Genomic DNA, 13,467 nt, shown 5'->3' with positions numbered 1-13,467 from the left:
AAAGGACTAGTCAATACCGAATAAGACTGAGGATATAGCGTTAAATGTTTTTAACTATTTCGTGTCGGCCTCACGCATCCGCCCAATGCGTAGTAGGCTTTTTTATTGACTTTATGGGCGAGGTACTCGACTGTAGATACTTGTGTATGTGCAATTACGTTTCTGCGCTTTAAAACAATTAAAATAAAAAGGACAAGCATGAAAACTTTTTTTAAATGGTTAGGCATTGGCGTGCTGGTAGTTATTATCGGCGGCGCCATGTGGGGCACGCATGAATGGAACGCGGAGAAACCGTTTTCATTTCGTGTATTTCTAGATAGAACCCTAATAAAACAAGCATTAAAGAGCCCTCAAACACTCACGTCAATTGGTGTCCTTGATGGTATGGGAGTTACAGGACATAACGCGCATCTTGATGACGCGAGCTTAGCCTCGTCGCAAGCAATGTACGACGAGCTGATGGGCGTTAAACAAGTATTGATGCAATACGATGATTTGGATGACGATGAACAGTTGTCCAAAGATATTGCATTGTACCTTTTAAACACATTAAGCCAGTTCCAAGCGTATCAGTATCATAGCTACCCGTTTAACCAAATGTCTGGCGCGCAAAGTAATTTTCCAAGCTTTATGGATGGGCAACACGCGATAACCGACGAAGAGAGTGTGGAAAATTACATTAATCGCTTAAGCGAAAGTAAGCGTTACTTTACGCAAATGCTTGAAGGCATGTATGTCCGCGAAGAGAAAGATATTATTCCTCCGCAGTTTGTCATTCAGCGCGTGATTGATGAGATGCAGGGCTTTATCGACAAACCCGTAAAAGAAAATATCCTTTATTCGTCGGTAGAGCGCCGTATGAAAGAGTCTGAAGCAATCGATAGCGATAAGTACGACGCACTGCTTGCTCGCGTTGAGAGCGAGATAGAAACGACGGTATATCCTACCTATCAGATGCTTATAGACTATTTCACCGCGCTTAAGAACAAAGCGGGCACTGATGACGGCTTGTGGCGGTTGGAAGGCGGCGATGAAGCGTATAAGTTAGCGCTCCGCTTTTTTACGACAACAGATTATTCCCCCGATTATATTCATAATGTGGGCATTGCCGAAGTGTCACGCATACAAGGTGAAATTTTGACTATTCTCACGCAGCAAGGGTTCGATGTGAGCGAAGGTTTTACCCCTGCTATTAACCAATTGGCTGAAGATGAGCGTTTCTATTACCCTGATACCGAAGAAGGCAGAGCGCAAATACTAACCGATTATCAAACCATACTTGACGAAATAGATGCAGGCCTTGGTGACGCATTCCTTGTGCGCCCTGAGGCGGGCATGAAAGTGAAGCGTATCCCGTTGTTTAAAGAGAAAACCGCACCGGGTGCGTATTATCAGCCTCCGGCGTTTGATGGTTCTCGCCCGGGGATATTCTTTGCCAATCTCTATGATATAAAAGCGACACCTAAATATGGCATGCGCACCCTCGCTTATCATGAAGGGATCCCTGGTCATCATTTCCAAATTGCTATTGCAATGGAACTCGAAGGGTTACCTATTTTTCGAACCGTTGCTCCTTTTGGCGCATACGTAGAAGGATGGGCACTATATTCAGAACGTGTTGCTTGGGAGTTAGGCTTTCAAGATGACCCATTTGACAATATTGGTCGTTTGCAAGCAGAGCTCTTTAGGGCGGTGCGGTTAGTGGTAGATACTGGTATTCACGCTAAGCGATGGACGCGTGAAGAGGCTATCGCTTATATGCTGGCTAATACTGGTATGGCTGAGTCTGATGTGATCTCGGAAATTGAACGCTATATTGTGCTTCCAGGGCAAGCCACGTCGTATAAAGTAGGAATGATGAAAATTCTCGACCTACGTGAAAAAGCAAAAGCCGCCCTTGGTGACAAGTTTAACTTAGGTGAATTCCACAATGCCGTGCTTAAAAACGGCGCAGTGCCACTTGATGTACTGGAACAAATTGTTGATGCGTACATTGAGGAAAACGCGGAGTAACCAACGAAAAGTGCGCTACCCACCTTGGGTAGCGCATGTTATTCAGCACAATAGCGAGCGCCAAGCACCGCGCTGCGAGACGCCCCAGTAACATCTGGAACATTCCCTGAAATACGGTTTATATACGCATAGGCAAGCCATGCGAAGGCGGCACCCTCAACATGCTGCGGGTGGATGTTAAGGCAATGACTATCGCTAAGTGGATGAGGAGTGAGAAGGCTGCTAAGTCTCTCCATTAGCACGTTGTTAAAGGCCCCTCCACCACAGGTAATAACGTGTGTATCCTGATTCAATTTGTGCAGTATTACTGCGCGAGCGATACTGTTTGCGGTAAGCTCCAATAAGGTCGCTTGAACATCTTCAGCGGCAATGTTTCTCCCGATGGTGTTAAGTACATCGTCTAACCATGTAAGGTTGAAATATTCTCGTCCAGTGCTTTTCGGCCCATTTGTTGAAAAAAATGGATCAGCTAACAAATGTGCTAACAATACGTTGTCTACTTTGCCCGACGCGGCCCACTGACCATTTTCGTCATAAGGCTTGCCATGATGACGTGCAATCCACGCATCCATTAAGGTATTACCAGGTCCAGTATCAAACCCAAGCGGCGCGGACTCGCTTGTTCTCGGGGTTAGCAAAGAAAGATTAGCGATACCGCCGATATTTACCAATACACGCGGCTTTGTGGGATGGGCAAAAACTTCTTGATGATAGGCCGGTACAAGGGGGGCGCCTTGCCCGCCAAGGGCAATATCTTTACGCCTAAAGTCGGCGATAACATCGATATTAGTCAGCACTGCGATGGTATTGGGATCGCCTATTTGTAACGTGAAACTACGATGGTCATGCAAAGGGAATTGACTAATAGATGCATCGCCGTGTAATTGGGTCTGAGGGAAGTGGCGGATAGTTTGTCCGTGAGAGCCGATAGCCGTAATGTCATCTGCCGATGTATTCGTTTTATCAAGCAATGCGATAACCGCTTGCGCAAAGGTTTCTGCTACTAACCTGTCTGCAACTGCCATGGTATTGAGTTCGTTTACCGAAGGGCTGCACAAACTGTGTAACATGGCTAAGAGTGTTGGGGGGTAGGGCAATGAAGTAGAATCTAGGGTGTGGCATCCGCCCGACTCAATATGACACAGGACGGCGTCAACGCCGTCCATGCTTGTGCCTGACATCAGGCCGATATATTTTGTCATTACAAACTGTTATTGCATAGCAAGCATAATACGCTTGTTGTTGTCTAATTGTGCCTTGCGCACGCTAGCAATTTCCATAAAGACATCACGCTCTTCTTTCGCTATCGGTAACGCTTTTGGTAGGGATACGGTTCGTGGGTTTCTGTGCACGCCATCAACTAAAAACTCGTAGTGAACATGCGGGCCAGACGCAAGGCCAGTACTGCCTAAATAACCAATCGTTTGTCCTTGTTTAACGGTATCACCCACTTTCACCGCGCGCTTTCTAAAGTGCAAATATTTAGTCGTGTACTTTTCACCGTGCTGTATAAATACATGATGACCATTGTATTTGTCATACGATGATTTAATCACTTTACCGTCGCCCGCAGACATCACTGGGGTGCCTACCGCCGCCACGTAATCGGTGCCGCGGTGCGCCTTCCAGCGTTTTTGAACAGGATGGAAGCGTGCCTTAGAAAAATTAGAGCTTACGTACTTAAAGTTGATGGGTGCACGCAGAAAGCTTTTGCGCATGCTGCGCCCTTCTGGCGTGTAATAGGTCCCATCTTCATGGAGAATGGCACTAAACTGTTCACCTTGGTTAGTAAACTCAGCCGCGACGATATCGCCGTAGCCGACAAATTCGCCGTCGATGTATTGTTCTTCAAATACAACATTAAAGGTATCGCCTGAGCGAATTTCCATCGCAAAATCGATATCCCAACCAAAAATACCGGCAAGATTCATAATTTGATTGCTTGTAAGGCCGGACTGAACAGCAGCATTCCAAAAACTGGAATGTATTTCGCCTTGCGCAAAGTTATAGCGGATATCTACATCACGTTTTTCAACCGCAGCCATTAATGTGGCATCGTCATCGCTTGAGTCAGGGCGAACAAATAACGTTTCGGTTGATGATAATTTGTATTTAAGTTCACCAAAGCCACCATCTTTATTCGATTTAAATGATAGTTCGTCGCCCGGTAATAGGGTCACCAAGGTTTTGGCTAATTCGCCCGCTTGCGTCACGTTGTATACATCACGAGAGGTGAAGCCTGCACGCTTAAATAGTTTTGCGAGTGTATCGCCACTGCGCACTTTATACGTCTGCCAGCTTGACTCTTCTTCGCCCATAAAAACGTCGGTAGACGGGGCGATATTTAGCTCGACAGGATAGCGTACGCCAGCATCGAGGTTATGTGCCTCATGATGACGGCTTGCTTCTACCGACTCAGACGGCAGAAGAATTAATGCACCTAAAAACGCACTGGCTATTGCGAGCCCGGTTCTATGCTGCTTTGGTAATTTTTTGAATAGAGTTAGTGCCTTTGTGGCATCTAATGTCTTTCTCATACTACTGCCCACCTGAGAAACTAACGATTGCTTCATGACTTTTTACATACGTTGCTTAAAAAAGCAACTTTTCTCACTACATTTTTACGCAAAGTGCGGCTTTTTGCCACATATTGCCATGTAATCCGCTTTTTGACGCGTAAACCTTTTAATGGTTCCCTTGTACGCGTAAAATGCCGCACCAAATAGTATTCAATTTTCAAAGAGTGTGAACATACCAATGAAAGACTGGCAAACAGCGCTAGCTGAGATCAAACGGGGAGCGGACGAAATTCTTCCCGAGGAGGATTTAATTGAAAAACTTAAATCCGGTAAAACCCTAACCATTAAAGCGGGGTTTGATCCAACAGCACCTGATCTTCATCTTGGTCACACTGTGTTGATAAACAAGCTGCGTACCTTTCAGCAACTTGGCCACAAGGTCGTATTTCTTATTGGTGACTTTACAGGCCTTATTGGTGATCCTACAGGTAAAAATGTAACACGCAAGCCTTTGAGCAAAGAGCAGGTATTAGAAAATGCTCAAACGTATCAAGAGCAGGTTTTTAAAATTCTTGATAAAGATAAAACTGAAATTCGCTTTAATTCAGAGTGGATGGACGGGCTTGGCGCAGCAGGCATGATTAAGTTGGCGGCAAGCCAGACTGTAGCGCGTATGCTAGAGCGTGATGATTTTAAAAAGCGTTATAACAATGGCCAACCTATTGCCATTCACGAGTTTCTATATCCGCTTGTACAAGGGTGGGATTCGGTTGCGCTTGAAGCCGATGTTGAACTTGGCGGTACCGACCAGCGTTTTAACTTGTTGATGGGGCGCGAGCTTCAAAAAGAACAAGGTATTAAGCAACAATCGATAGTTATGGTTCCATTACTCGAAGGCCTAGATGGCGTACAAAAAATGTCCAAGTCATTGAATAACTATATCGGTATTACCGATGCGCCAAACGATATGTTTGGTAAGGTCATGTCAATTTCTGACGATTTAATGTGGCGTTACTACGACTTGCTAAGCTTCCGACCGCTCGATGAAATTGCTGAGCTTAAAGCTCGCGTCGAGCAGGGTGAAAACCCTCGTGATATAAAAATCATGCTGGCTAAAGAAATTATTGCGCGCTTCCATGATGACGCCGCAGCCGAAGGTGCGCATCAAGACTTTATTCAACGCTTCCAGAAAAATGCTATTCCTGATGATATGCCAGAGGTAGAGGTATCATTAGGTGAAGCGGGCATCGCTATTGGTAACCTATTGAAAGAGGCTAGCTTAGTGGGCTCTACGTCTGATGCCATGCGCATGATAAAACAGGGCGCGGTTAAAATTAACGGCGACAAAGTAGAAGATACGCGTTTGATACTTACTGATGAAGGTGAGAATGTTTATCAGGTAGGTAAGCGTAAGTTCGCGCGGATCACGTTAGTAAAGTAGCGCATCTACGGTTCATGATACGAAAAAAAGCCCCATTTGAATGGGGCTTTTTTATGGGGGCAGCGTTTAACTATTCATTTTATGGATACCGCTATTTATGCTTCAAACCCTTCTAGAACAAGTTTTCCGCGCGCGGTGTGTGACTCTACTATACGGTGTGCTTCAAGAAGGTTTTCGGCAGTTATCGGCCCTAAGTGTTGCCCTAGTGTGGTTTTTAGGGTGCCAGCGTCAACGAGTTCGCTTATTTCATTAAGCAGGTTGTGCTGCTCAATCATGTCGGATGTGGTAAATAGCGAGCGCGTAAACATAAACTCCCAATGTATCGATATACACTTTTGTTTGAATTTTAGAATGTCGAACGATACGGGGTCATCGATTAATGCAAATTTGCCTTGAGGCTTAATGCAGGCCACGATTTCATCTTGGTATTGCTCGGTATGTGTAAGGCTAATGACATAGTCAAACTCTGCTAGGCCTTTTTCGATACGTTGTTCGCTTAAACTTTTACTGTGATCAAGGACATGATCAGCGCCAAGTTCCTTTAGCCATGCCACACTTTCATCTCGAGAGGCCGTGCCAACAACGGTTAACCCAGTTAACTGCTTTACAAGCTGAACTAAGATAGAGCCAACGCCACCGGCTGCACCAATAACCAAAATTGACTGCTGTGTGTGCTGCTTGGTTTTCGAAACCTGTAAGCGATTAAACAACATTTCATAGGCGGTTATACTGGTAAGTGGCAGTGCTGCCGCCTGTGCATCATTGAGCGTGGCGGGGGCGCGGCCTGCAATACGTTCATCGACCAATTGAAACTGTGCGTTACTGCCTTGGCGCGACAAGTCTCCCGCGTAAAACACACGGTCACCGATATTGAAAAGTGATACCGATTCGCCAACGGCTTTTACAATGCCAACCGCATCCCATCCCAATACTTTATAGCCGTTTTCTGGCGCAACCTTTGCTCTTATTTTGGTATCGACCGGGTTGACTGAAATGGCACTGATTTCAACCAGTATGTCGTGCCCAGAAGCAGTGGGTGTTTCAAGCTCTATGGCTTTAATTGCCTCTGGTGTTAAGGTTTTTGAATTGCTGCTGTAACCAAATGCTTTCATGTAATTTCCTGATAATGAATATGACGTTTCGTTATTTACACAACGATGATTAAAGTCGAACAACGTTATCTACATTAGAACCGATAAGCGTACGCGAGATTTAAAAAGTCTACGCCGGGGTTTTTACTATTAAGTCCACCGTTAGAGTAATGCATGTATCGCACAGAGGTAGACTGTCGCAACTCGTGGCCAAATGCTAACGTTAATCCAAGTCGGTCTTCAAATTGATAATGTGAACCAATGTCTTTTCCGGCGAAGCGCGTGTCTTCAACAAGTGAAACGCCAATGCCTGCTTCCCATTTCAACGGGTATCGGCCGTCTACATGGTAAAAGGTTTTGCTAATAACAGGCGACAGCGCAAACACAAAGTTTGTTTCATGGTTATTGTCTGCACCGTACTCCCAAAAATTTACGCTAAACTCCCAATATATCTCCACACCATCAAAAAAGGGGGTAGTAGTTATGTTGTGTGAATAGGGTCTATACGCCAATCGTACACCTGTTATATCGTCAGCGCCTATAAGAATGTCAACGGCCACAGCCTGCTTGTAGGTTGGACTCGCTAATGCGGTATTTACCGTTAACAGGCTTATTACCGCGGTTAGTACTATCGCTATTAGTGTTTGTTTCATTTTCACTGCTACTTTTATATTGGAGTAAGCAGTTATGGGGTGAATTTTATATAACTAAATTTGATAAATTCTATTAAATTAATCGAAAAAAAGAATAACAAAGATGTGAGACATACCGAGCACATATAAAAAACATTCACAGTAGGGTAGCAATTAATTGCTGTTCAGAAACGTGGATGATGACGCCGTTACCTATTATTGTTTTCTACAGGTATGAAGATGAAGGCGCGGGTATCAGTTATTGCTTATCTTTGCCCACTTATACAAGGCATGAAGCGCTACTCGTCTTATCGCGGAAAATGGATACCGAGGTAATGGCGAGGCGAAAATTGGTAGGTTGTCATCAATGTCTTCACCTAACATGCGCTGAGCAAGCCGTTTTCCTGCATGAGCGGCAAATGATACACCCGAACCACAGTATCCCATGGCGTACCCCATACGCTTGTTATCGGCGACGTAGACACGTGGCAAACTATCTAATGCGACACTTACCCATCCGCTCCAAAAGTACGGCATGCCAATGCCATTCAATACTGGGAAGCTTTCTACCATGGCCATATAAAGCCGTTTTCTTTCATTGGTATGGTTAGCGTTCTTGCCTGTCACGGCACCGCGCCCACCAAACAATAACCGACCGTCGGGTAGTACGCGGTAGTAATACTTCATCATGCGCGTATCCATGAAACTCATCGGTCTACACAAACCTGTTGCGTGCTGTTGTTCTTCAGTCAGAGGGTCGGTGACCATAATGCTTGATTGGACAGGGAACTGGCGTTTGTCGACAAGAGAATGAAAAGTTTTTGGCGTATAGGCATTAGATGCAATAAGAATGTGGCGTGTGTTTATTTCACCTTGTGGGGTAGTTACCTTGAACCAATTACCAAACTCAGTAATATCGAGAGCGGGGCTGTCGTAATACAGCGAGGCGCCTAAATACGACGCGACTCGCGCATATTCATCGGCCAATTTTAAAGGGTGCAAGCAAGCGCCGGGCTGAATAACCGCACCGTGTGAGCCTGCAATGGTTAGACGTTTACGTAATTCATTATGGCTCACGTTTTCAATAACACCGCCGTACCGGTTATGCTGTGCAGTGGCGGCACTAAAGAGCGTTTTCGCCGCTTTGGCGGTGTGGCCAATTTTTATGTAGTCGCCAGGGGTGTAGTCTACCTGCATGGTATAACGGTTTATTCTGTCTTCTAGCAATGAAACCGCGTGGGTAAATTCGTTATGCATACCGTCAGCGACGGTTGTCCCCCATTTATCTGCTATCGCGCTAAGCGATAATCGACCGCTGCCGCTTAAGATGAAGCCGCCGTTACGTCCAGCGCAGCCAAATCCAAGGGTATTGCTGTCAACGACCACCACATCCTTTTGTTGTTCAGCGAGGGTTATTGCTGCACTTAATCCGGTGTAGCCACCCCCTATTACGAGGTAGTCTGTGGAAATACTGCCGGCAAGTGGCGCATAACGCTTGGCGGTATGAGTGGCATGCCAATAAGAGGGAGGAGGCGAGTGTGTTGGTGTCACGCCACGACTTACTAAAGGATCATACGCCTCATACGCCTCATTCGCACTCATTTACTAAACGTCAACATCATTTCAGCGCCTTCACATTCGCAATAATTCACACAAACTGGACAATCATATCCTTCATAAATAGACGCATGACGCCATTTTCCCGGGTGCTTATTGATGAGTATGCCGCCGTTTTTAGAAAAGTATTTAAATGCGCTGTTTCCTGGGCTAGCAAGCCATATGTGTGCAAGACCTGCTTGTGCACCTTGCAGCTTGGCTTGTTGAATCGACAAACGAAGTAGCGCGCTACCAATTCCTTTTCCCTGCATGTTGGGTGATACGGTATTGCATTTGAAATAGCACACAAGCGAAGCCGCTACCGGCCATTCAGACGGTGTACACCACGTGTCATGTTGCCATTGGCTGTGCGCATACGTAAGTCGAAAACCCACCACATCGCCTTGGGAAAGCGCAACAAAGCTTGCGTTAATGCCTTCATGCCACCCTTTTTGATAAATGGTTTCCAGCAAGGAGGGCGTTAAGTAATTGTCGCCGTGAACTTCATTCCCAAGTGTAATAACCTGTTCAAAATGTGAGCGTGTTAATGGCGTATAAGCGATATCAGGTGAGATTGTCGTGGTCATGCTGTTGCTTCATCCCTTCTAAATGAAAATCTAAGGCTTCAACAGAAATAAGTATCTCTCTTACTGACATCCATAATGAATAGAGCAGAGACACGAGGCTTGCCGCGAATATCCAATTACCAACGTGTTGATAGTTGAGATAGATAGCGAGCATAGATACGACGCAAAGAAAAAAGCTGCCCACACCGGCGATTTGCATCCGCTTAATAAGCTGAATGCGCAGCCTCAAATTTTTGATTTGCGCCACGGTATTGTCGTCTCTTTCTTCTTTTGAGAAATTACGAATAAGGGTGGCCAACGTCAAAAAACGGTTGGTATAGGCTAACAGCAATAGCGATATAGCTGGAAATAGCATGGCAGGCGTTGCGATATCAATTGTCATAGCGTGAAAAAAGGTCTGTCGCCTTATCGATGGTTCTGAGTGTATCAACAGTGGCTTGAATTGTCTTGCTTGGAATGAGCGGGTTGTTGTGAACGCCTGTGAGATGCCTTCTACATGCGGTCTACAGGCAGACCTGCAGCACTCCACCCGAGCATATCTCCCTCCAGGTGCATGACTTCAGAAAATTCGAGCGCTTCTAAAACTTTCATTGCCAATTTGGCGCGACGACCTGAGCGGCAATACACGATAATAGGCTTCTCTTTGTTTCCTTCAAGCTCATTAATATAGTCATCTATAGCGTCATACGGCATATTAACAGCACCAGGAATGTGGCCCTCTGCAAATTCCTCAGGAGAGCGCACATCAATGAGCATCCAGTCGTTATTTTTCACCCGTTCGATAAGATAGGGTGATGACTGAATTGATGGCTGAGTGGTTGCTTTTGCGGTGTATTGGAGAGAGACAAAAATGGCGACTGCCACAGACACAAAAAAAATTGCTGTAATTATCCGCATCTTGTATGTCTCCGCGCTTTGCCTTTGGTGAGTATACCCGTTAAAAACTGGTGTTTATACCGTTACATAGTGTTTTTAGTTCATCGGCCAACCGTAACGTAAATCGGCTGGTAATATCAGGGTCAACGGTGACTAAGGGGGCATCGAAAAAATCTGAATGCGGCGCCCAAAAGGCGTTGAGTTCGTCCGAGGGCACTTTGCTTGCTGCAACAAGTACCTTTGGCTGCCGTAAAAGCGCTTCTTTAATCGATACTTGAGGGTATTCAACAGGGCTATCCGTAAGTACGGTTTGTGCACCGCAAACATGAAGCAGTTTATTAGGCCAAGCGTGCGGGCCAATCGACATAAGCGGGGCGGTCCACGAATAGTAAAAAACGGGCAGGCGCACAGTGCGCTCATACTTGCTCTCTAACGTCTTTATTTGCTGATCAAATTGCGTCGCCAGCGCGTGAGCGATATCTTCCCGCTCTGTGATTTCCCCTAACGCTATCAGCTCTTTTGAAATATCAAAAAGTTCATTGATGTTACTTTTAAATACTCGATACCCCATTCGTTCGAGTTTGCTTATGTCACTGGGTTTATTTCCGCCGTCCCACGCTAAGATAAGGGTGGGGGATAATGCCATTATTTTGGCAATGTCAGCCCCTTGATAGTCTGCCACGCGAGGCAGTCGTGTTGCCTGTTTGGGAAAGTCACTATAAGCGCTTACTGCAACAAGATGGTTTTCTAACTGTAAACTGTATACCCATTCGGTTAAGTGGGGGGCGAGGCTTACAATGCGCAACGTACTTTGATGTTCTGGTGCTGCATTGGCGCTTACTGAATAAAGCAAAAAGAAGAGTGCAGTTATATACTGCCGCCATTGTGTGGTTGATGTCATCATATTATAAAAATTGACCGAGTGATTGTGTCGATACCGCTATGGTAAACAAACAAAGGCTAGCAAATGCCGCTACCACAGCCATTGCGTTATAAATCGTACGCTTACTTCTAAGCATGTCTGAATGGCGTACTTCTCGTTTTCCCCCTACTCGGTCATGCCTTACTTTTTTCCCACTGTATATAGCCGGCCCCCCTAATTGAAAGCCATGCATACCCCCAAATAAGGCAAGTAACAGTGAAGTTTTATCTTTTGCCTTACTGTGTTTTATTGCCTTTATGCCGGCTATCGGGTTGGTAATAATAAGCGTGCTGCATGCGCCGATAAACGCAGGGGGAAGTATGAGTATTTTTACGATTATACGTATTGGTTTACAAAACAGTGAAAAGCCAGGAAGGTGGGGATGCCATTGCCATGCGGTGAGTAATAACAAGCGGTAGGTCAGCGCGCCTATTGGGCCGGCAACAAGAAAATAGAAAATAACGCCGCAATAAAGGTATAAAAACTTGAGCCATAACGCCTCAATGGCTGCTTTCGCGGCGCCTATGTCGGTCAGTATGGTGCAATCGCGAGCAACGATTGTTGACAGTATTTCTCGTGTAAGCACCTTCTTGCCTCTACCTATGGTGGCAGTTATTCGTTTGAATTGTTGGCGCTGATAGCTGAAATCAAGCATCGCAATAAGGATAATGGCTTCGAAAAATATTGGATATTCAGCCATGTAGACGAGCAGCGCAAGGCAAGCTATAAGGGGGAGTAGTAACACCGCAGCAGCAAGGCTGCCAGAAATGTAGTGTTGTATCGGCGCGTACTGAGCACTAGGCACAACGCGTTGTCCCATTCTTAAAATAAGATAGCGCATAAGCGTAAGCGGGTGGCTTTTGTGCGGCCAATGCCATAGGGCATCAACCGCAATCGCTAGCCATAATACCAGTAAAGACTGGTACCCTGCATCGTTGAGCAAAGCGTCCACGTTGAGCTAGGCGATATGCTTTATCATTGCCATAACCAATTGCGCAGAGTGTTTTGCAGCAGTCTCTAAGTACTCTTTAAAGCTAACGGTCGACGTTTTACCTGCAATATCTGAAAGAGAGCGGATCACGAGAAAAGGGACGTTAAGCATGTGACATGTTTGCCCTATGGCTGCGCCTTCCATTTCCACTGCTTTCATATCCGGAAACTTTTGACGTAGCTGTGCGACGGCCTCGTCGCTGCCAATAAATGCATCACCCGTACAAATGAGACCTTGGCGAGATTGTACGCCCTTGATAGAGGCGGTTGCAGATTGTGCGGCGTCGATTAATGCGCTGTCGCATCGAAAGTCTTCAGGCATGCCGGCACACTGACCTAGCGCATAGCCAAAATGCGTAAGGTCGGCATCGTGATGAATAACATGTGTTGCAATAACAACATCACCAATGTTTAGGTCTTTGTCGAACCCGCCAGCAGAGCCAGTGTTAACCACCGCATCAGGCGAAAACTTTTCAATTAACGCGGTAGTGGCAAGTGCCGATGCCACTTTACCTATACCGCATTTTACGAGCACGACGTCGATACCGTGCAGCTGGCCTTCAAAGAAGGTCAGGTGATTCCATGTTGTTTCTACAACATTAGATAACGATGCTTTTAGCAATGCGACTTCTTCATCCATTGCGCCTAAAATGCCAATCTTTTTCATAGTGATACCATCAAAATAAATACGGGGTGAGCGTAAATCTCGCCATGGACAATGTGCCAGCAAGGCGGTAAACCAAAATAACAATACAGGCCGTATAGTGGCTCGTTTACGGTAAGTGGTCTAATTGTATAAG

13 protein-coding genes are annotated in these 13,467 nt (G+C 45.7%); 2 read left to right on the top strand and 11 right to left on the bottom strand.

The annotated features are described in order from the left end of the window. Window positions 1-198 precede the first annotated feature (198 nt). The gene (locus tag ACOJRU_RS13765; RefSeq protein WP_421132310.1) at window positions 199-2,013 is read left to right on the top strand and encodes a DUF885 domain-containing protein; all 1,815 of its coding nucleotides are present in this window, start codon (window positions 199-201) and stop codon (window positions 2,011-2,013) included. 38 nt (window positions 2,014-2,051) lie between these two features. Here the strand turns inward: ACOJRU_RS13765 and ACOJRU_RS13760 are convergent, their stop codons facing one another. Both ACOJRU_RS13760 and ACOJRU_RS13755 read right to left on the bottom strand, forming a co-directional pair. Continuing rightward, on the bottom strand, window positions 2,052-3,215 hold the full coding sequence (locus tag ACOJRU_RS13760; RefSeq protein ID WP_421132309.1) for an anhydro-N-acetylmuramic acid kinase: 1,164 nt from the start codon (window positions 3,213-3,215) through the stop codon (window positions 2,052-2,054). A gap of 9 nt (window positions 3,216-3,224) precedes the next feature. Next, window positions 3,225-4,550, bottom strand: a complete 1,326-nt coding sequence (locus ACOJRU_RS13755) for an OapA family protein (protein ID WP_421132308.1) — start codon at window positions 4,548-4,550, stop codon at window positions 3,225-3,227. A gap of 220 nt (window positions 4,551-4,770) precedes the next feature. On the opposite strand from ACOJRU_RS13755, the gene tyrS reads away from it, so the two are divergent. Continuing rightward, the gene (gene tyrS / locus ACOJRU_RS13750; RefSeq protein WP_421132307.1) at window positions 4,771-5,973 is read left to right on the top strand and encodes a tyrosine--tRNA ligase; all 1,203 of its coding nucleotides are present in this window, start codon (window positions 4,771-4,773) and stop codon (window positions 5,971-5,973) included. Window positions 5,974-6,068: 95 nt separating this feature from the next. Here tyrS and ACOJRU_RS13745 read toward each other — a convergent pair whose 3' ends face one another. The 9 genes from ACOJRU_RS13745 to ACOJRU_RS13705 all read right to left on the bottom strand — a co-directional run bounded on the left by ACOJRU_RS13745 (window position 6,069) and on the right by ACOJRU_RS13705 (window position 13,334). Then, the gene (locus tag ACOJRU_RS13745) at window positions 6,069-7,085 is read right to left on the bottom strand and encodes a zinc-binding alcohol dehydrogenase family protein (RefSeq protein ID WP_421132306.1); all 1,017 of its coding nucleotides are present in this window, start codon (window positions 7,083-7,085) and stop codon (window positions 6,069-6,071) included. A gap of 74 nt (window positions 7,086-7,159) precedes the next feature. Further along, on the bottom strand, window positions 7,160-7,717 hold the full coding sequence (locus tag ACOJRU_RS13740; protein ID WP_421132305.1) for an acyloxyacyl hydrolase: 558 nt from the start codon (window positions 7,715-7,717) through the stop codon (window positions 7,160-7,162). Between the two features lie 234 nt (window positions 7,718-7,951). Then, on the bottom strand, window positions 7,952-9,298 hold the full coding sequence (locus ACOJRU_RS13735; protein ID WP_421132304.1) for an NAD(P)/FAD-dependent oxidoreductase: 1,347 nt from the start codon (window positions 9,296-9,298) through the stop codon (window positions 7,952-7,954). After that, window positions 9,295-9,879 carry a GNAT family N-acetyltransferase gene (locus tag ACOJRU_RS13730; RefSeq protein WP_421132303.1) on the bottom strand — a complete coding sequence of 195 codons (585 nt, stop codon included), beginning with the start codon at window positions 9,877-9,879 and terminating at the stop codon, window positions 9,295-9,297. The genes ACOJRU_RS13735 and ACOJRU_RS13730 overlap by 4 nt, the downstream gene beginning before the upstream one ends. Further along, window positions 9,857-10,261 (bottom strand): DUF2721 domain-containing protein, encoded by a 405-nt coding sequence (locus ACOJRU_RS13725; protein ID WP_421132302.1) that lies wholly within the window; start codon window positions 10,259-10,261, stop codon window positions 9,857-9,859. The genes ACOJRU_RS13730 and ACOJRU_RS13725 overlap by 23 nt, the downstream gene beginning before the upstream one ends. A 110-nt stretch (window positions 10,262-10,371) precedes the next feature. Next, entirely contained in the window at window positions 10,372-10,776 is a 405-nt protein-coding gene (locus ACOJRU_RS13720) for a rhodanese-like domain-containing protein (protein WP_421132301.1), read from the bottom strand. 40 nt (window positions 10,777-10,816) lie between these two features. After that, complete coding sequence (locus ACOJRU_RS13715) at window positions 10,817-11,659, bottom strand: helical backbone metal receptor (protein ID WP_421132300.1); 843 nt, start codon at window positions 11,657-11,659, stop codon at window positions 10,817-10,819. Between the two features lies 1 nt (window position 11,660). Continuing rightward, on the bottom strand, window positions 11,661-12,629 hold the full coding sequence (locus ACOJRU_RS13710; RefSeq protein ID WP_421132299.1) for a cobalamin biosynthesis protein: 969 nt from the start codon (window positions 12,627-12,629) through the stop codon (window positions 11,661-11,663). A gap of 6 nt (window positions 12,630-12,635) precedes the next feature. Further along, window positions 12,636-13,334, bottom strand: coding sequence for a 5'-methylthioadenosine/adenosylhomocysteine nucleosidase (locus tag ACOJRU_RS13705; RefSeq protein WP_421132298.1), 699 nt, complete (start codon window positions 13,332-13,334; stop codon window positions 12,636-12,638). Between the last annotated feature and the right edge of the window lie 133 nt (window positions 13,335-13,467).

The organism is Alteromonas algae (genome assembly GCF_049117195.1).
In the GTDB taxonomy this organism is placed as follows: domain Bacteria; phylum Pseudomonadota; class Gammaproteobacteria; order Enterobacterales; family Alteromonadaceae; genus Alteromonas.
Note: the sequence above shows the minus strand (reverse complement) of the source record. Positions and strands in the feature narration are given on the sequence as shown.

What these genes read in the sequence shown, in the direction of transcription:
- ACOJRU_RS13720 (WP_421132301.1), bottom strand. Translation starts at nt 10,776, where the DNA reads ATGCGGATAATTACAGCAATTTTTTTTGTGTCTGTGGCAGTCGCCATT.
- ACOJRU_RS13735 (WP_421132304.1), bottom strand. Translation starts at nt 9,298, where the DNA reads ATGAGTGCGAATGAGGCGTATGAGGCGTATGATCCTTTAGTAAGTCGT.
- ACOJRU_RS13725 (WP_421132302.1), bottom strand. Translation starts at nt 10,261, where the DNA reads ATGACAATTGATATCGCAACGCCTGCCATGCTATTTCCAGCTATATCG.
- ACOJRU_RS13765 (WP_421132310.1), top strand. Translation starts at nt 199, where the DNA reads ATGAAAACTTTTTTTAAATGGTTAGGCATTGGCGTGCTGGTAGTTATT.
- ACOJRU_RS13705 (WP_421132298.1), bottom strand. Translation starts at nt 13,334, where the DNA reads ATGAAAAAGATTGGCATTTTAGGCGCAATGGATGAAGAAGTCGCATTG.
- ACOJRU_RS13755 (WP_421132308.1), bottom strand. Translation starts at nt 4,550, where the DNA reads ATGAGAAAGACATTAGATGCCACAAAGGCACTAACTCTATTCAAAAAA.
- ACOJRU_RS13760 (WP_421132309.1), bottom strand. Translation starts at nt 3,215, where the DNA reads ATGACAAAATATATCGGCCTGATGTCAGGCACAAGCATGGACGGCGTT.
- ACOJRU_RS13730 (WP_421132303.1), bottom strand. Translation starts at nt 9,879, where the DNA reads ATGACCACGACAATCTCACCTGATATCGCTTATACGCCATTAACACGC.
- ACOJRU_RS13745 (WP_421132306.1), bottom strand. Translation starts at nt 7,085, where the DNA reads ATGAAAGCATTTGGTTACAGCAGCAATTCAAAAACCTTAACACCAGAG.
- tyrS (WP_421132307.1), top strand. Translation starts at nt 4,771, where the DNA reads ATGAAAGACTGGCAAACAGCGCTAGCTGAGATCAAACGGGGAGCGGAC.
- ACOJRU_RS13740 (WP_421132305.1), bottom strand. Translation starts at nt 7,717, where the DNA reads ATGAAACAAACACTAATAGCGATAGTACTAACCGCGGTAATAAGCCTG.
- ACOJRU_RS13715 (WP_421132300.1), bottom strand. Translation starts at nt 11,659, where the DNA reads ATGATGACATCAACCACACAATGGCGGCAGTATATAACTGCACTCTTC.